Origin of the sequence: Catenuloplanes sp. NPDC051500 (assembly GCF_044454585.1) — a bacterium.
Lineage (GTDB): Bacteria > Actinomycetota > Actinomycetes > Mycobacteriales > Micromonosporaceae > Catenuloplanes.
This window is the reverse complement of sequence record NZ_JBITDX010000022.1, coordinates 74,532-92,151: the sequence shown is the minus strand read 5'-3', so window position 1 is coordinate 92,151 and position 17,620 is coordinate 74,532. Positions and strand designations below refer to the sequence as shown.

Annotated in this window: 15 protein-coding genes; 3 read left to right on the top strand and 12 right to left on the bottom strand. The window is 68.9% G+C overall.

What is annotated here, in order from left to right; all coding sequences use genetic code 11:
* Window positions 1-30 precede the first annotated feature (30 nt).
* From ACIA8K_RS33170 to ACIA8K_RS33145, 6 genes are all read right to left on the bottom strand, one after another.
* Window positions 31-1,086: an ABC transporter ATP-binding protein gene (locus ACIA8K_RS33170; protein WP_396066477.1), complete on the bottom strand. Its 1,056-nt coding sequence runs from the start codon at window positions 1,084-1,086 to the stop codon at window positions 31-33.
* Window positions 1,083-2,126, bottom strand: coding sequence for an ABC transporter permease (locus ACIA8K_RS33165; RefSeq protein ID WP_396066475.1), 1,044 nt, complete (start codon window positions 2,124-2,126; stop codon window positions 1,083-1,085). Before ACIA8K_RS33165 ends, ACIA8K_RS33170 begins: the two co-directional genes overlap by 4 nt.
* Before the next feature lie 4 nt (window positions 2,127-2,130).
* A complete protein-coding gene (locus ACIA8K_RS33160) occupies window positions 2,131-3,111 on the bottom strand; it encodes an ABC transporter permease (RefSeq protein ID WP_396066473.1) in 981 nt (326 codons plus the stop codon).
* Complete coding sequence (locus tag ACIA8K_RS33155; RefSeq protein WP_396066471.1) at window positions 3,108-4,157, bottom strand: ABC transporter ATP-binding protein; 1,050 nt, start codon at window positions 4,155-4,157, stop codon at window positions 3,108-3,110. The genes ACIA8K_RS33160 and ACIA8K_RS33155 overlap by 4 nt, the downstream gene beginning before the upstream one ends.
* A 76-nt stretch (window positions 4,158-4,233) precedes the next feature.
* Window positions 4,234-5,916 (bottom strand): ABC transporter substrate-binding protein, encoded by a 1,683-nt coding sequence (locus ACIA8K_RS33150; protein WP_396066469.1) that lies wholly within the window; start codon window positions 5,914-5,916, stop codon window positions 4,234-4,236.
* A 96-nt stretch (window positions 5,917-6,012) separates the two neighbouring features.
* Complete coding sequence (locus ACIA8K_RS33145) at window positions 6,013-7,011, bottom strand: LacI family DNA-binding transcriptional regulator (protein WP_396066467.1); 999 nt, start codon at window positions 7,009-7,011, stop codon at window positions 6,013-6,015.
* Window positions 7,012-7,283: 272 nt separating this feature from the next.
* Here ACIA8K_RS33145 and ACIA8K_RS33140 point away from each other — a divergent pair, with 272 nt between their 5' ends.
* A complete protein-coding gene (locus ACIA8K_RS33140; protein ID WP_396066465.1) occupies window positions 7,284-8,417 on the top strand; it encodes an FAD-dependent monooxygenase in 1,134 nt (377 codons plus the stop codon).
* 25 nt (window positions 8,418-8,442) lie between these two features.
* On the opposite strand, the gene ACIA8K_RS33135 is transcribed toward ACIA8K_RS33140, so the two are convergent.
* Complete coding sequence (locus ACIA8K_RS33135) at window positions 8,443-9,447, bottom strand: aldo/keto reductase (protein WP_396066463.1); 1,005 nt, start codon at window positions 9,445-9,447, stop codon at window positions 8,443-8,445.
* Window positions 9,448-9,533: 86 nt separating this feature from the next.
* On the opposite strand from ACIA8K_RS33135, the gene ACIA8K_RS33130 reads away from it, so the two are divergent.
* On the top strand, window positions 9,534-10,091 hold the full coding sequence (locus ACIA8K_RS33130) for a TetR/AcrR family transcriptional regulator (protein WP_396066461.1): 558 nt from the start codon (window positions 9,534-9,536) through the stop codon (window positions 10,089-10,091).
* A gap of 126 nt (window positions 10,092-10,217) precedes the next feature.
* On the opposite strand, the gene ACIA8K_RS33125 is transcribed toward ACIA8K_RS33130, so the two are convergent.
* A complete protein-coding gene (locus ACIA8K_RS33125) occupies window positions 10,218-10,517 on the bottom strand; it encodes a putative quinol monooxygenase (RefSeq protein ID WP_396066459.1) in 300 nt (99 codons plus the stop codon).
* A 283-nt stretch (window positions 10,518-10,800) separates the two neighbouring features.
* Here ACIA8K_RS33125 and ACIA8K_RS33120 point away from each other — a divergent pair, with 283 nt between their 5' ends.
* Window positions 10,801-11,292 carry a helix-turn-helix domain-containing protein gene (locus tag ACIA8K_RS33120; RefSeq protein ID WP_396066457.1) on the top strand — a complete coding sequence of 164 codons (492 nt, stop codon included), beginning with the start codon at window positions 10,801-10,803 and terminating at the stop codon, window positions 11,290-11,292.
* 66 nt (window positions 11,293-11,358) lie between these two features.
* Here the strand turns inward: ACIA8K_RS33120 and ACIA8K_RS33115 are convergent, their stop codons facing one another.
* The 4 genes from ACIA8K_RS33115 to ACIA8K_RS33100 all read right to left on the bottom strand — a co-directional run bounded on the left by ACIA8K_RS33115 (window position 11,359) and on the right by ACIA8K_RS33100 (window position 17,566).
* Window positions 11,359-13,116, bottom strand: a complete 1,758-nt coding sequence (locus tag ACIA8K_RS33115) for a ricin-type beta-trefoil lectin domain protein (RefSeq protein ID WP_396066455.1) — start codon at window positions 13,114-13,116, stop codon at window positions 11,359-11,361.
* Between the two features lie 162 nt (window positions 13,117-13,278).
* The gene (locus ACIA8K_RS33110) at window positions 13,279-15,456 is read right to left on the bottom strand and encodes a DUF262 domain-containing protein (RefSeq protein WP_396066453.1); all 2,178 of its coding nucleotides are present in this window, start codon (window positions 15,454-15,456) and stop codon (window positions 13,279-13,281) included.
* 10 nt (window positions 15,457-15,466) lie between these two features.
* Window positions 15,467-16,150: a hypothetical protein gene (locus ACIA8K_RS33105; RefSeq protein WP_396066451.1), complete on the bottom strand. Its 684-nt coding sequence runs from the start codon at window positions 16,148-16,150 to the stop codon at window positions 15,467-15,469.
* A 177-nt stretch (window positions 16,151-16,327) separates the two neighbouring features.
* Window positions 16,328-17,566, bottom strand: a complete 1,239-nt coding sequence (locus tag ACIA8K_RS33100; RefSeq protein WP_396066449.1) for an ROK family transcriptional regulator — start codon at window positions 17,564-17,566, stop codon at window positions 16,328-16,330.
* Window positions 17,567-17,620: the final 54 nt, after the last annotated feature.

Here is a 17,620-nt window from a genome sequence, read left to right as displayed (position 1 = left end):
ACCGTGCGGGAGCGCGCGGACCCGGCAACGTCACCCGACCGGCGCGGTGGTGGGGTGCAGCCAGCAGGCGACGGTACGGGTGGCCGCGTCCGGCGCCTCGGGGGGCGGGCCGAGGGGCGGCAGGTGCGTGCCACACGGCTCGAATGCTTTGGGGCAGCGCGGGTGGAAGGAACAGCCGCGCGGCATCGCACGCAGGTCCGGCGGCGAGCCGGGGATGCCGGTGAGCTCCCGCTTCTCACCACGCAGCGCGGGGAACGAGTTGAGCAGCCCGTGGCTGTATGGGTGGAGCGAGTCGCGGTAGAGCGCGGCGGACGGCGCCTCTTCGACGATCCGCCCGCCGTACATGATGGCGATCCGGTCGGCGAACTCGACGAGCAGCGACAGGTCGTGCGTGATGAACAGGACGGAGAAGCCGAGCCGTTCGCGCAGTCCGACGAGCTGCCGGAGGATCTGTCGCTGCATGACCACGTCGAGCGCGGTGGTCGGCTCGTCCATGATGACGACCTGCGGTTCCAGCGCCAGCGCCATCCCGATCATGACGCGTTGCCGCATGCCGCCGGAGAGCTGGTGCGGGTAGGCGTCCAGCCGGTCCGCCGCGATCCCGACCAGGGACAGCAGCTCGCGCGCGCGGGCGGTCAGCGCGGCCCGGGACAGGCCCGGCGTGTGCGCGCGGATCACGTCGGTGAGCTGCTGCGAGATCTTGTGGACCGGGTTGAGCGAGTTCATCGCGCCCTGGAACACGATCGACGTCTCCGCCCAGCGGAACGCGCGCAGTTCGCGTGGTGAGAGCGCCAGCACGTCGTACGGCTCGCCGTCGCGCGGGTGGTAGACGACCTGCCCGCCCGCGATCACCCCGGGCGGCGGGAGCAGGCGGGTGGCGCCGTAGGCGAGCGTGGACTTGCCGCTGCCGCTCTCCCCCGCGAGCCCGAGCACCTCGCCGCGGTGCAGCGTGAGGTGGACCTCGCGGACCGCGTGTACCGCGTTCTCACCGAGGCCGTAGTCCACGTTCAGGTTGCGGATCTCCAGGACCGGCTCCCGGCGGCGCGGCGTCGGCAGGAGCACCGGCGCGGCTTCTACATCAGTCATGCCAGTTCCTTCTGCTCACGATCAACACCAAGATCAACGGCATTCAGCGGTACGGCCGGCGCGTGCGGGGACACCGGCCGTGCACCGAGCGGCGTCGTCTTGAGCACGGGCGTGAAGCCGACTCTCATCCGTACCGTGTGGCCGGAAGCGGTTTTGATCTTCGTTTTTCCCGCGGAACGCAGGCGCGGGCTGACGAACTCGTCGATGCCGAAGTTGACCAGCGACAGCGCGGTACCGAGGATCGCGATGGCCAGGCCGGCCGGGACGAACCACCACCAGGCGCCGGACGCGAGCGCCTGCTGGCCCTGCGCCCAGAACAGGATGGTGCCCCAGTTCCACTCGGAGACCGTGGTGATGCCGATGAACGCGAGCGTGATCTCGGACATGACCGCGAAGATGACGGTGCCGACGAAGCCGGACGCGATGATCGCGGTGAGGTTCGGCATGATCTCGAAGAAGATGACCCGCCAGGTGGACTCGCCGGTGGCGCGCGCGGCCTCCACGTAGTCCCGGCGGCGCAGCGAGAGCGTCTGGGCGCGCAGCACCCGGGCGTTCCAGGCCCACGAGGTGAGGCCGATGACAAGCGCGATCATCAGGTCGGTGCTGCGTTCCAGCAGCGACGTGATGATGATGATCAGCGGCAGCGCCGGGATGACCAGGAACACGTTGGACAGCGCGGAGAGCGAGTCGTCAGCGGTGCCGCCGAGGTAGCCGGCCGTAACGCCGACGATCACCGACAGGACGGTGGCGATCACACCGGCCAGGAAGCCGACGAAGACCACGCCGCGCGTGCCGACCAGGATCTGGCTGAACACGTCCTGCCCGAGGTGGGTGGTGCCGAACCAGTGCGCGCCGGACGGCGGCTGGAGCAGGTCGGACGAGCGCGCGGACGCGTCGTAGGGCGCGATCCACGGGCCGATGATCGCCAGGAGCACGAAGAACGCGACGATTGCGACGCCGGTGGCGGCCTTGCCGTTGGCGATGAACCGGAAGTTCTGGCGCTTGGCGGGGGCGACCGCGACGACGGCTGGGGTGCTCATGGGATCAGCCCTCCCTTCGGGTACGCGGGTCGAGGGCGAGGTAGGCCAGGTCGGCGATCAGGTTCGCGGCAAGCACTGACAGCGTGATGACCAGGAACACGCCCTGCATCAGCGGATAGTCCTTCGCGCCGACCGCCTGGAAGAGCTGGAAACCGAGGCCTGGGTACGAGAAGACGATCTCGACCAGCAGCGTGCCGCCGACGATGAAGCCGAGCGACAGCGCGAAGCCCGACACGTTCGGCAGCAGCGCGTTGCGGGCCGCGTAGGCGAGCGCCACCCGGCGTTCCGGCAGGCCCTTCGCGTGCGCGACGGTGATGTAGTCCTCGGCCGCGACGGTGACCATCATGTTGCGCATCGACAGGATCCAGCCGGAGACCGACGAGATCAGGATTGTGAACGCGGGCAGGATGCTGTGCTGCACCGCGCTGCCGATGAACCACTGGTCCCAGGCCGGGATCAGGCCGGGCTCGTAGCCGCCGGACGACGGGAAGAAGCTGCCCGGCCCGGCCAGCAGCGTGATCGCGATCAGGCCGAGCCAGAAGTACGGGATCGAGGAGAGGAACGTGGTGGCCGGCAGCAGGCCGTCGACCCAGGAACCGCGCCGCCAGCCGGCCAGCACGCCGAGCAGCGTGCCGATGATGAAGCTGACCACAGTGGTGATGCCGACAAGCGTCACGGTCCAGCCGATGCTGTCGCCGATCACCTGCGACACCGGCGCCGGGAAGAACGTGAACGACAGGCCGAGGTCGCCGTGCAGCAGCTGGCCCCAGTAGTCCACGTACTGCTGCCAGAGCGACTTCTTCTCGTCCAGGCCGAACAGGATGTAGAGCGACTGGATCGCGTCCGTGTTGAGCTGCCCCTGGTAGCGGGAGATCATCGAGCGGACCGGGTCGCCGGGGATCAGGCGCGGGATGAAGAAGTTGAGCGTGATCGCGGCCCAGGCTGTGAACAGGTAGAACGCGACGCGGCGGAGAATGTGTTTCACTTCGTGGCCTCCGAGGGGTCGTACAGCCAGCACGCGGCCCAGTGGCCGTCCGCGTCGCCCACCGGCAGACGCGGCGGCAGTTCGACGGAGCAGCGCGGCATCACGGCCGGGCAGCGCGGGTGGAACCGGCAGCCGGTCGGCGGCGCGATCAGGCTCGGCGGCTCGCCCCCGGCCCGGTCCTCAGGCGTGTGCGCGGCCGCGGCGTGCGCGGAGCCCTGGATCGTGTCCGGGTCAGGAGCGGAATCGATGAGCAGCCGGGTGTACGGGTGGGCCGGCCGCTGCGTGACGGTCTCACTGTCGCCGCCCTCCACCATCCGGCCGGCGTACATCACCATCGTCTCGTCCGCGAAGTAGCGGGCCGACGCGATGTCGTGCGTGATGTAGAGGATCGCCAGGTGCAGGCGCTCCTTCAGGTCGCGCAGCAGGTTGAGCACGCCCAGCCGGATCGACACGTCGAGCATTGACACCGGCTCGTCCGCGAGCAGCACCTCGGGGTCGGCGCCGAGCGCGCGGGCGATCGCCACGCGCTGCCGCTGGCCGCCGGACAGCTCGTGCGGGAACTTGTCCAGGTACCGTTCCGGCGGCGTGAGGCTGACCCGGGTGAGCAGCGCGTGCAGGCTCGCCTCCAGGTCCGGCCCGGCGTTGCCGTGGATCTTCAGCGCCCGGGTCAGGTGGTAGCGGATCGTGTGCACCGGGTTCAGCGACGCGAACGGGTCCTGGAAGATCATCTGGACCTTCCGGGCGTACGCGCGGAACGCCCGTCCGCCCTTGACCGTGCTGACCTGGCCGTGCAGCCGGATGTCGCCGCCGGTGCGCGGGTAGAGCTGGGAGAGCAGGCGGGCAACTGTCGACTTGCCGGACCCGGACTCGCCGACGAGCGCGGTCACCCGGCCCCGGCGCAGCGTGAGCGTCACGTCGTCCACCGCGTGCACCGCACGGGACCTGCGGGCGAGCAGGTCAGCGAAGCCTCGTCGTACCGGGAAGTGTTTGGTCAGGCCTTCGGCCGACAGCACCGCCGTCGCCGCATTATCGTCACTCGGCGTCATGCCGGGCTCCTCACAAGGTGGTGCTGTCCCCCCTGGGCGGCGGTGGCTCGCCCAGGGAGGACAGCAGGTTCAGCAACTAGGAGTTGGCCGGCTTCAGGTGCAGGATGACGTCGACCGCGTTCGGCTGCGTGGGCTGGGCCGGGCCGTAGGGGTCCTCGGCGGACGGCCAGCCGATCCAGTTCTTCACGTTGTAGGCGCCGCCGGCGTTGTCCGCGCCGACCGGGAGCATCGGCGCCTGCTCGACGAAGATCTTCTGCAGCGTGTTCATGGCCGCGGCGCGGGACGCGTCGTCCAGGGCGTTCGCGTACGCCTCGAGCGCCGCGGTGGCCCCCGGGTTGTCGAACCGGCCGAAGTTGCCGGCCTGCGAGGCCTGGCCGACCGGCTTGAGCAGCTTGCCGTCCATCACGGTCTGGTACATGTCGTACGGGGTCGCGCCGCCGTTTGTCCAGCGGAACGTGGCCTCGAACGTGCCCTCCTCGACCGACTTCTGCCAGGCGTCCTGGGTGGCCTTGTCAAGCGTGGCCGTGATGCCGATCTGGGACAGGTTGTCCTTCACGATCTCCAGGCTGGTGATGTAGTCGGACCACGGCGCCGGGTCGGTCAGCTTGATCGTGACCGGCTTGCCCGTCTTGTCCTTCAGCGTGGTGCCGTCGTAGCTGTAGCCCGCGCCGGTGAGCAGCGCCTTCGCGCCCTCCACGTCGACCTTGTGCGTCTTGCCCTGGTACTCAGGCGCGATGTACGACTCGCCGGCCGGCGTCGGGATGCCGGTGACGGACGTGATCTCCGGGTGGAAGTAGCCGGCCGAGGCCTGCTCGAAGATGTCGTTCCGGTTGATCACCATGCCCATCGCCCGGCGCAGCGTCGCGTCGTTGAACGGCGCCACTGTGGTGTTGATGTACAGGCCGTGGATGCCGATCACCGGGGCCGGGAAGATCTTGTTGTTCTTCGGGTCCTTGTCGATGTAGACCGTCTGGTAGTTCGGGATGAAGACGAAGCTCCACTCCGACTCACCGTTGGCAAGCGCCGTGGTCTGCGCGTTGTTGTCGTTGTACGACGTGAAACGCAGCTCCTTGACCTGCGGCAGCGGCTGCCAGTAACCCTCGGTGCGCACCGACAGCGTGGTGGTCTGCGGCGTGAACGTCTTGAGCGTGTACGGCCCGGTGCCGACCGGGTTCTTGATGATGTCCGTGGCCGGGTCCGCGATCTGCGACCACAGGTGCTTCGGGACGATCGCGATGTCCCGCAGGATGCGCGCCTCGTTGACGAACTGCGGCTTGTCGAACACGATCACGGCCTTGTTGCCGTTAGCGGTCGCGGAGACGATCGGCAGCGCGAACCGGTTGATCGCCGGCGTCTTGCCCAGCAGGTCGAAGGTGTAGGCGATGTCCTCGGCCGTGAACGCCTGGCCGTCCGACCACTTCGCACCTTCGCGGGCGGTCACGGTGAGCGTCTTGAGGTCCGTGCTCCAGCCGAAGTCCTGGGCCAGCCACGGCTTCGGCTTGTCGGCCGGGCGGATCACGTTCGCAAGCGCGAGCGGCTCGTAGATCTGCCAGCGGTAGCCGAGGATCGACGCGGAGGACGACTCCAGGAACGGGTTGTGGTTCTCGGTCTGCGGACCGTTCGGCATGCCGACGTTGAGCACTGTGGCCGCGTCCGCGTTGTTGCGGTTCGCGTTCGGGCTCTCGCCGCACGCGGCCAGCGCGCCGGCCGCAAGCACGCCGGCCAGCCCGATCGCTACGGACCTTCTGGTGAGACTCATGTGGTACGGCTCCCTGTCTTCTCTAACTGATGCCCGGTGCCTGGGCGTGCGGAATCGCGCCACGGCGTACGTACCGCCGCGGCTTACAGTGGTCGTTTATCTGCCGGTGGTGGACTCGCGGGTGACGAAGGTGGTCGGAATCGTGACGGGGTTCGCGGGCAGCGGCTCGCCCGCGAAGTGCGCCAGCAGCAAACGGGCGGCGGCGTCGCCCATCTCCCGCAGCGGCTGGCGCACGGAGCTCAGTGGCGGTTGCGCGTTCGCGGCAAGGGGCAGATCGTCGAAACCGACCACCGCCACATCCCCCGGTACGCTCCGGCCGGACTCGAGGACGGCCTGCATCGCGCCGGTGGCGGACAGGTCGTTGTGTGCGAAGACCGCGTCGAAGTCCTGCCCGGCGCGGGCCAGCACGGCCTCTCGGCCGCACGCGTAACTGAAGTCGCCCTCGAAGACGAGCGCGGGGTCGATGGTGATCCCGGCGTCCGCGTAGGCGTCGGCGAATCCGGCCACCCGCTCGTGCGTGCAGCCGAACTCGTGCTTTCCGGTGATCACGAGCGGCCGGTACCGGCCGAGCGCGATCAGGTGCTCGCCGGCCGAGCGGGCGCCCAGCCGGTTCGTGGTGCCGATGGACGGGAACATGGGGCGGCGTGCGGCCCGGTCGTCGATGAGCACGACCGGCAGCCCGCCCGCGTACAGCTCCGCGATGTAGGCGGTCTGCCCGTCCGGCTCGACGACAAGCAGGCCGTCGAACGCGCGGGCGGAGACCTGCTGCGCGAACTGGCGCATCGAGTCCTCGCCCCGGTTGACCGTGAACAGCAGCAGGCCGTAGCCCGCGGCCTCCATCGCGTCGACCGCGCCCTGCAGCACCTCACCCATCCAGGGCCAGGTCAACGAGGGTACGAGCATGCCGACGATCCTGGTCCGGCCCCGGGCCAGGCCGACCGCCCGTGCACTGGGCACGTAACCCAGCTTGGCGATCACCCGCCGGACCCGGTCCGCGGTCTGTGCGTCGAGGTCGTCCTTGCCGTTCAGCACGCGGGAGACGGTGGTCTTGCTGACGCCCGCCATGGCCGCGACATCCGCGATGGTGATCGTCAATCCACTCCCCTCCCATCTGTGTCTTCACGATTTCCGGCCCGTTCGGAACCGGTTGCGGAAGCGGTTCCGTGGGGGAGTCAACTCCAGTGAGCTGGACCACGTCAATAACGCCGAGGTAACGAACCACACCTAATTTCAAGGCGTGTACAAAGTCTGAGAGAACGCTCTCTCGGAATCGGGACGATCCGCCACCGATCGCCCGGAGCGCCTGCCGCCCGCGATCGAAACGTTATGATTTGGATCTGGCGGTCCGGTCTTGAAGACTGACAATCGTGAGAGCACTCGTGGTGGGTCTCGGCGTTGCCGGCATGGCCGCGGCGATCGCCCTGTCCGGCGCCGGCTGGAAGCCCGTGATCGTGGAGCGCGCAGCCCAGCGCCGCACCGGCGGATACTTCGTGGGCCTCTTCCCGCCGGGCAAGCGCGCCGCCGCCCGGCTCGGCGTCCTCGACCGGCTCCACCTGCGCACCCCCGCCGACCACCGCACCTGGGCGGTCGACGCGGACGGCGGCCGGGAGCGCAGCATCGGCTTCCTCGACCAGCCCGGCCACCCCGAGGGCACGCTGCGCGGCGACGTGGAGGCGGCGCTCTGGGACGGTCTCGACGCCGATGTCCGGTTCGGCGTCAGCCCGATCGCGATCCGGCAGGATCTCGCCGGCGCGCACGTCTCGTTCTCCGACGGCGGCACCGAGTCGTTCGACCTGGTCATCGGCGCGGACGGGCTGCGTTCCACAGTGCGCCGGCTCGCGTTCGGGCCGGACGAGCGGTTCCTCCGCCCGACCAACTCGGTGATCTGCACGTTCTCGCTCACCGAGCCGGTGCCCGGGTTCTCCGCCTCGGACCAGATCGCGCTTGTCGAGCCGGGCCGCGCGCTGTGGGTCTTCCCGTACCGGGACCGGCCGCCGACCGCGCTCTTCGCCTACCGGGTGCCGAACGTCGCCGCCGAGCTGCGGAAGAACCCCCGCGCCGCGGTGGCCGCCCGCTACGACGGGATGCGCGGGCCGGTCCCCTACGCGCTCGACGGGCTGCGCCGCGCGCCGGAGTGCCTGTTCGACTCCGTGCAGCAGGTGCGTATGCGACGCTGGTACCGCGGCCGGGTGCTGCTGCTCGGCGACGCCGCCTGGTGCCTCACGCTCTACTCGGGCATGGGCGCGAGCACCGGCATGATGGGCGCGGCCGCGCTCGGCGACGCGCTGACCGCCCACCCCGCCGACGTCCCGGCCGCACTGCGCGAGTGGGAGCGCCAGATGCGGCCGACCATCCGCACCCACCAGCTCATCGCGCACGTCAAGGGCCAGGGCTTCGTGCCCTCCAACCCCTTCAACCACGGGGTACGCCGCCTGGTCGTCAACCAGGCGGCGAAGCTGCTCCTCCGCTCCCCCGGCCCGGCGGTCGGCCTCAGCGGATAAGCCCGAGGGTGCGGCGCCCGGCAGGTCAGGCCGCGGAGCGGCGGCGCAGAGCCGGCTGTTCCAGCGCCGGTGGCCGGTAGGTCTGGTCGAGCACGCCGATGTCGGTGCCGGGCGGCACGATCTCGTCGACCCGGTCCAGGATGTCCGGGGTGAGCGTGACGTCCACGCCGGCCAGCAGGTCGTCGAGGTGCCGGGTGGTGCGCACGCCGATCAGCGCACTGCTGACGCCCGGGTGAGCGGTGGCGAACGCCATGGCCAGGTGCGTCATCGGCAGGCCGGCCTCGTCCGCGAGCGCGGCGAGCTTCGCGGCCACGCCGACCCGTTGCGGATCGCTGAGGTGCCGCACCATCCCGGACCGCTTCAGGTCGCTCTCCCCGCCCGTGCCGACCCGGCCGGTCAGCAGGCCCTGGCCGAGCGGACCCCAGACCAGCGTGCCCATCCCGAACCGCTGGGTGACCGGCAGCAGCTCCCGTTCGATGCCCCGGTTGAGCAGGGAGTAGACCGGCTGCTCGGTGTGGAATCGGGCGAGGCCCCGGCGCTCGGCGGTCCACTGTGCCTGGACGATGTCGGAGACCGGGGTGCCGGACGCACCGATCGCCCGGACCTTGCCGCTGCTGATCAGATCGGTGAGCGCGCCGAGCGTCTCCTCGAGGTCGGTGTCCGGGTCGGGGCGGTGCAGCTGGTATAGGTCGATGTGGTCGGTCCGCAGGCGGCGCAGCGAGCCCTCCACCGCGGCGACGATCCACCGGCGGGAGGCACCGCGGTGGCCGAGGTGCTCACCGACCGGTCTGCCGAACTTGGTGGCGAGCACGACGTCGTCGCGGCGGCCCTGCAACGCCGCGCCGACGACCTCCTCCGAGTCGCCGTAGGCGTCAGCCGTGTCGATCAGGTTGATGCCGGCGTCGAGCGCGCGGTGGATGAGCGCGGCCGACTCCGCGTGCGTGTTGCCCATGGCGCCGGCCATCATCAGTGTGCCGAGCCCGTAGCGGCTGACCTGGATGCCGGTGCGGCCCAGGGTGCGGTAATGCATGGCGCTGCCCCTCACGTAGGCTAAATGGAAAGCCTTTCCGCAAACCATACGGAAAGCCTTTCCGCTTACGCAAGGGAGGCGTGCCGGTGAGCCGGGACACGACGAGACCGCGGCGGGCCGACGCGCGCCGCAACGTCGACGCACTGCTCGATGCCGCGCGGGCGGTCTTCGACACCTCGGGCGTGGACGCGCCGGCGAAGGAGATCACCGACCTGGCCGGCGTCGGGGTCGGCACGCTCTACCGGCACTTCCCGCAGCGTGCAGACCTGGTCAAGGCCGTGGTGGAAAGCGGCATCGACGCGGTCGCGGACGCGGCGGGCCCACTGCGGGAGGCACACGAGCCGCCGGAGGCGCTGGACCTGTGGATTCACCGGTTCGCCGAACTGCTGGCGACCAAACGGGGGCTGGCCTCCGCACTGCACTCCGGCGATCCGGCATTCGCGGGACTGCCGGGCTATTTCACCGGGCGGCTCAGGCCGATCCTGTCGGAACTGCTCATCGCCGCAGGGGTACGCGAGGACATCGACGCGGAGGACGTGCTGCACGCGATCACGCAGTTGTCCCAGCCGGTGCCCGGGCGAGGGCCGGAGCACGGGCGGCGGATGGTCGGGGTGTTCATCGACGGCCTGCGTGCAAGCCCCTGACGGACGCGTCGGAGACGTATCCGGTCGAGCGTGACACTCATCGCCGCAGCGGCCGGGTGAGGAAGCACATCAGCACGGAGCCGCGCCCGGCACGGACGGCGCGGTGCCTCCTCACCCTGCACCCCACTATCGGGGAAGCTTGCTACCCAGCACGTCGACCGGGGTGATGACGGGGGGCGTGGCCAGCATGGTCTCCGCCGCGCCCAGCAGCGCTGCGGCGATCTCGCCGCCCAGGTGGCGCTGCCGGCCGTCCTCGTCGTCGAAGGTGTCGAACACGCCGAACGCCGTCGCATCCTGACGGAATGCGAACCACGCCACCGTGCCCTGCTCCTGTTCGGCAAGTGCCGCGGCGCCGCGCAGCAGTGCCTCGACCTCGTCCGCGTACTCCGGCTTGGCCTCGATACGCGCCAGCAGACCGATCTTCATGGCCACCACTCCTCTTGCACAGCCAGCCGGCCAATCCGGCATGGCAAGAAATGTAGGTCGGCCCGATCGGGCGCAGCAGTGGCGAAAACGCCAATCCTGATAGCGTTTTCGCCATGAAGGTGTTGCGCAGCACGCACGCGGCGCAGCGATCGCCACCGCATGCACCGGAACGCTGCTGGTTGCCGAGACGGGCATCCTCGACGGTCACGACGCGACAACCAGCTGGTGGCTGGCCCCGACCCTGCGCACCGCCTACCCGAACGTACGCGTCGATCAGAACCGAATGCTGATCACCTCGCGGCTGATCACCACAGCCGGTGCGGCCTTCGGCCACGTCGACCTGGCGCTGTCCGTTGTGCGACACCGCAGCCCCATGGTGGCGGATCTCGTAGCCCGCTACCTGGTGATCGATGACCGCCCCGCGCAGTCCGCCTACATCATTCCGAGCGCTCTGGCGCAGAGTGACCCCGTCGTGGCGGCGTTCGAACGGTGGGCCCGTGAACACCTGGCCGCGCCGATCAGCATCCCGGCCGCCGCCAAGGCCATCGGGGTCAGGGATCGCACGCTGCAACGTAGCGTGCAGCGCACGATCGGCACCTCCCCGATCCGGTTCGTCCAGGACCTGCGGGTCGAACGCGCGACCCACCTGTTACGCACCACGGAACTGTCCATCGACACGATCGCCCGCCGCGTCGGCTACGAACAGCCCAACACGCTGCGGCTGCTGCTCCGTGAACGCACCGGGCAGACCACCACCACCCTCCGCGGAGTCTGACCAGCAGCCTCCCGGCACGGCCGAGCGGGAAACCCGTGTCGCCACACCGCCGATGCCTGTGAACCGTCAGCCAAGAAGCCACTTCTGGTTGGCCGTGCCGCCGCAGGCCCAGATCTGCAGGCGCGCGCCGTCCACCGCCGCGTTGTCGACCACGTCCAGGCAGGTGCCGGAGCCCGCGTTCACCAGGTCGTTCGCGGCCGTGTACGTCCAGCGTTGGGCCGCGCTGCCGTTGCAGGTGTAGAGCTGGACGCGGGTGCCGTTCGCGGTCGCGCCGCCGGTGACGTCCAGGCACTTGCCGAGCGCGCGGATCGAGCCGTCCGCGGCGCGCTGCCACTGCTGGTTCGCAGCGCCGAAACAGGTCCACATCTGGATCGGCGTACCGTCGGCGGTGTTGCTGTCGACCACGTCGAGGCAGCGGCCGCCGAGCCCGGTGATCCGGTTCGTCGCGGTGGTCGTGCCGGACCAGGTGAACGTGGCAGTGGTCCGCGCCGGGAGCGTGTAGGTGGACGACTGCCCGCCCCAGACCACCTTGACGGACTGCGCAGACGTACCCCCGTTGTGGGCGATCAGGGCTTTTGATCCGTCGGGGTTGCGCCAGGCGACGTTCTGGACGGTGCCGTTGGCGGCGGAGTCGATGCGGCGGGCGCCGGGCTTGACGAACTTGGTCAGGTGACCTGTCGTGTAGTACTCGATTGTGTAGTCGACCTGGCCGGCGCGTGCACCGCCCTCCTGAACCGTGATCAGGCCGGTGCAGGTGCCACAGCCGCCGTTGTGCGGGCCCATGTTCTGGTTCAGCGCGAGGCTCCACTTGACCACGCTCGACGACCAGTTCCGCGCATAGTTGACGATGTCGGCCAGGTCCTCGTTGTGCTGGTTGGTGATCCAGGTGCCGCCGGAGTGCTCGGTGCTGAACTGCGTGACGCCCGGAAACGCGTCATGGACCTGGGTGCCCACGGCCGGATCGCCGAAGTAGCCGTGCCAGGCGATGCCGCCGAACAGCGGGTCGTTGCGCACACCCGCGTCGGCCAGGATCGCGGCGCCGAAGTTGGCGTAGTCGCCATAGTTCCAGTCGTGGATCAGGATCTTCGTGTTCAGGCCTGCCGCGCGGAACGCCGGGTAGACGAAGTTCTTGGTCAACTCGACAAGGCCGGACGGGTTCCAGCTCATGCCCGGGTAGTTCATCGCCGTCGGATTGGCCGCCTGGCAGCAGTTCGGCTCGTTCTGCACGGAGATGTAGTCGACGGGCACGCCCGCGGCCTGGTAACTCTGCACGTACTTGACGAGGTATTGGGCGTAAAGGGGGTAGTACTCCCACTTCAGATAGCCCATCTGATCCATCCGCCCGTTGTCCTTCATCCAGCCGGGCGCGCTCCACGGCACCCCCTTCACCCGAAGAGCGGAGTTCAACCCCTTCGCTTGTACGGTCAGCAGCCGCACGTTCGCGTCGTAGCCGTTCGCGCCGAAGTCGTTGAGGTCGCAGCAGGTGTCGTCAAGCGAGACGTTCCCCGGCCGCGACAGGTCCGATGCGCCGATCGGATTCCGCCCGAACGACAGCCCGATCCCGTCCGTGGGGCTGAAAAGCCTGCGCATCACATCGTCCCTGGTGGCCGCGCTTATCGCGCCGCCGCGCAGCAGATAGGCGGTGGTGTCCGTGATCGACGCGCCGCCGCCCTCGAACACCTGGTACTGCGCGCCCTCGTTGACAGTGATCGTGTGGTTCGCATTCGCGGAGGACGCCGCGAATGCGATCGGCGCCTGCGCCTGCAGGCCGCGGGTCACCGTGCGCCCGCCCGCATCCGACGTGGTGGTCAGGCTGATGTTCACGGTCTCACCCGCGGCCCGCGCCGGCTCCGCCGCCACCCCGGCCCCCAACCCGGCAGCAACCAGACACGACGCAACGATCGCACGCAAGCGTGCATGTGGAGAGTTCATGACCCGTCCTCACATCGATGGATGTGAAAACTGTGTCCGCCATCACGACTTACGTCAAGGCTTGATTAAACCGTGATGACGCTTCCTAAGCGCGTCGAGCCGCTGAGACGGTTCATCGGTGTGCCAGAACAACCAGCCGTTGCCCGAGGACGAATCGAGCGCATCCATCATCGCGGCCGACGGGGAGCGGAACACCGCCCCCGATGTGGTGCGAAGGCTGCCGTCCGCAAGTACCGACGCGAAGTAGGACCGGGCGCCGCGATACCCGACCAGCTGCTGGCCGGCCGCGAGAAGCCCGGTGGAGATCAGATCCGCGAGGTGAACCCCATGGTGAGCGCGCGGCCGCTTCTGCGGGACGGGCGGGCCAGGGGAACCCTTGACGTCGAGGCCGAGCCGGTCGAGCCGCCAGATGCGCTCTGCCATGCGGTGGTACTGGATGCCGCGCGCGCTCACGAAATCCTCGAGAACCTCGCTGCCGGTGTACTCGACGAAGGCATCCGTCAGCTTCTCTTCGGCGATGAATGTCCGCAGCTTGACGTTACCCTGCCCCTTCTGCAGGAAACCGGGATTCAGCACGGCAGCCAGATACATGTCGGACAGGTAGAACGGCAGCTTCTCCGAGAGGAGCTTCCCGCCATAACTGCTGTTGTCCGGCCCGTCGAGCAGGACCAACGCGCCGATGCGGCTGCGTAGGTAGCCGTACTTCCGCGCGTCGGGTACGAGATGGGCGTACTTCGACGCAGTCGCGGTGAACAGATGCTCGATTTCGAAGCCCCGGTCGTTCAGCGGTCGCTTCAGAAGCCGGTCTGTCGGGTCCTCGTCGTCCGCGCCCGTCTGCAGCCACGCGGTCAGACGCGCCAGGAGATAGTGCACGAACGGCCCGTTGTTCCGAAAGCGCAGATCCCTGATGCCTACCAACCGGTCGACCCAGCCCGCGGCCGCCCGTCCGAGCAGGCCTTTGAGCTGCTCCTCCGTACGACAGTGACGGGCCTCGAGCAGGAGCCCGCCCACCTGCTCCCCCACCGCCATCTGATCGCAAGGGTCGTTGTTCAGCCCGTTGGTCACCACAAACAGGTCGATGAAGTTCGCGACGAGCCGAGCCTTGCGCACTCTGGCCGCCGGGGAGTCCGCCGGTCTCACCGCCGCGATGGTCAGATCGAACTGCTCGGTGATCCCATTCGCAGCGTTGAACCGCACCGCCTCCAGACCCTGGACGATTCTGCCTCGCGCCTGCAGCAACGTCAGATAGGTCTCCGACAGCGGGCGCAGTACCGTGCTGATGAATCGCGCGCCGTCGCCCCGGTGCGGCTGGGGCCAGATGACGCGCTGGTGCTCGCGTACCCACTCATGGGTGGCGTCGTTGAGGCTCGGGCCCTTCTTGTCCGTAAGGTCGGCGTAGCGCGCCCGGAACACCGCCTGGACGAAGCCGAACGCCGCGCCCCGCTCAACGGCCTCCAGGCTTGCGACCATCTCGCGCCACTGGGCTTCGACGTCTCGCGGGTCGCCCTCCGCGTCCCTGAGCAGATAGTGCTTGAGGTGGTCCATCGGCGACAGACGCACGCCGCGGTCGTTCATCGTCTGGAACATCTCCTGCGCCCGGTTCCGATCACCCGCGTTGATCGCCACCATGGAGACCCGGTGCAACAGCCAGATGATGAACGGTCCAAGCGCCTCGCCTCGTAGCCGTAGCGGAAAGTGCGCCTCGATGTGCTGATATGCCTGATACACCCGGCGGACATTCGGCGGTTGCCCGTCAGTGTTGAAGGCGCGCCCTCGCACCAGGGCGTCGAAACAGTCGTCGTATACGTCGACGTCCACGGCGAATCGACGGCGAGGAAATACGCCGTGGATGACAAGTGAGCGCAGATCCGCCCCGTCCCCGTATGGACTGTCGGGATCATCCACGAGATGACTGAGATAGATCAGGAGAAGCAGCAGGGTGATGACGCGCTGCTGGCCGTCGGCGAGAAAAGTATCCTCGTTCACCTGGTAGACGATGAACGGCCCCAGAAAGTACGGCTCATAGGCGTTGACGTCACCCGGGAGGTGTTCCTCGCGCCACTGGAGCAGGAATCTCTCAGCCAGATCGGTCAGTAGCCTCTCGACCTGCTCTTCCTCCCAGACATAGTCACGCTGGTAGTAGTCCAGCGAGTAGGAGTTTCCGCGGAAGACCTCACCGATCGGGTATCCGCAGGCGTCTACGATCCCCTTCACGTCACGCCGCTTGGCCATCGGGCGGCCGTCAGGTGGCGACGAGCGCTTTGGCCAGCACCTCCGGGCCGAGGCCGCCGTGCCAGACGTACCCGGTTCGGACCACCCTCACCTCTGCACCCGCGGCTACACGGGCATGCCCGTCGGTCTCGTGCAGCTCAGGGTTGAAGGAGACTGTGTCGCCAGGCGCGGCGATGACGCGGAGGCGTTTGCGCCTCGCCTCCCCGTCGAGCCAGTCGGCCACGTCGGAGATGGTCGCCCCGTCGGCGCGCATCACCTCGACTGAGACCGCGAGGTCCGCCACCAGCGTTGCCTTTTCGAGTTCACGCTGGTGAGTCCAGGAGGATCGGGCCCGGTCTCCACTGGTCTCCTCCGCCGCCAGGCTGTCCTGCACACTCTCGACGAGAGCCTGAGTCAACCAGGCGGGGACGCTTTTCAGCGAGTTGGCGGACAACCGCTCCAGGGATCGCTTGGAAGAACCCGGCGTCAGACGCCACTCGTACTTGTTCTTGTCCAGGTCGATGTTCGGATGCAGTCTGATGTGCGGCTGGAGTTGCTTCCACTTCCGGTCGAGATCGGCTTTGCGCACACCGGCGGAAGTGAGCTCTTTCTTGATCTCGATGGCCCCGATGGGACGCCCCACCGACTTGATGATCTCCAAGAACGCCGATCCGGCATCCTCTCCGAATTGCTTAACCAGCAATGCCGAATCCACGATCCACCGTCCACACCTCAAACCGACCGGGCGTCCCCGATGATAGATGCGATTCCGACGCGATAACGTGTCGGCAGCACGACAGCCGAAACAGCGTCACGATCATCCACTCATCCGCAATGTCGCAGCCCTGGGAAATGGCACGGGATAACCCGTACCGTGATCGAGATTTGGTCGTTATCTAGTGTTTCGGCGGGCAGGTCTACGCAGGGTCCGAACGGGTGTCTGTCCCGCGCCGCCGTCCGCGAGCAGGCGGGCGACCGGGAGGGTGGCCGCGCCCATGGCGACCGCGTCCGGGCCGAGTTGGCACAGTTCGATTGTTGCCTGTTCGAAGGGGCGGTGGAGGGCGTGGGCGGCGACCGCCTCGCGGATCTGGGGCATCAGCTGCTGGCCGAGGGCGAGGCCGGCCCAGCCGCCGAGCACGACGCGCTCCGGGTTGAACAGGTTGACGAGCGTGGCGAGGCCGGCGCCGAGGTAGCCGGCGGTCTCCGCGAGCACCTGGGCGCCGGCCTTGGTGCCGTGGGCGGCGATGACCGCGGCGAGCGCGGACTCCTCGTCGGCGCCGGGGGCGGGGCGGCCGCGGTTGGCCTGGCGGTAGCGGTCGAGCACGCTCTCCGCGCCGACGTAGGCCTCCAGGCATCCGTGGGAGCCGCAGCGGCAGGGGCGGCCGCCGTACACGATCGGGGTGTGGCCCCACTCGCCGGCGCTTGAGTGCGCGCCGCGGTAGGAGGCGCCGTCCGCGATGACCGCGGCGCCGACGCCGGTGCCGACCATGGCGACGACCGCGTGCCGGGCGCCCCGGCCGGCGCCGAACCACATCTCGGCCTGGCCGAGCGTCTTCGCGCCGTTGTCGACGAGCACTGGAATGTCGGTGACCTCGCGGAGCATGGCGCCGAGCGGCACGCCCTCCCAGCCGAGCGTCTGTGCGTGCACGACCGCGTCGGAGTCGACGACGCCGGAGACCGCGACGCCGAAGCCGAGCACCGTGGCCGGGTCGGCGCCGGACCGGTCGATCACCGAGGCGAGGCCGTCGCGCAGGTGGGCGAGTACGCCCTCGGGCGCCGGGCGCATCGACGGGATCGGGTACTCGGCCTTGGCGAGCGGCGTCATGGCCAGGTCGAACAGCTCCACCTGGACGCGGGTCTCGCCGACGTCCGCGCCGACGACGTAGCCGAAGCCGGGCGCGACGCGCAGCAGGATGCGCGGGCGGCCGCCGTCGGAGTCGACCGAGCCGGCCTCCTCGACCAGGCGCTCCGCGACCATCTCGCCGATCAGGTTGCTGACGCTTGCCTGGCTGAGCGCGGTCGCCTGGGCCAGCTCGTGCCGGGAGATCGGGCCGTTGCGGTACAGGTGGCCCAGCAGCACGGAACGGTTGGCGCGGCGTACGTCCCGGACCGTCGTCCGCTTCGGATCCATGGTCGTGCACTCTCGCTTCCACCAGCGGGGGTTACCGCGCCAAGCATGCCGCAT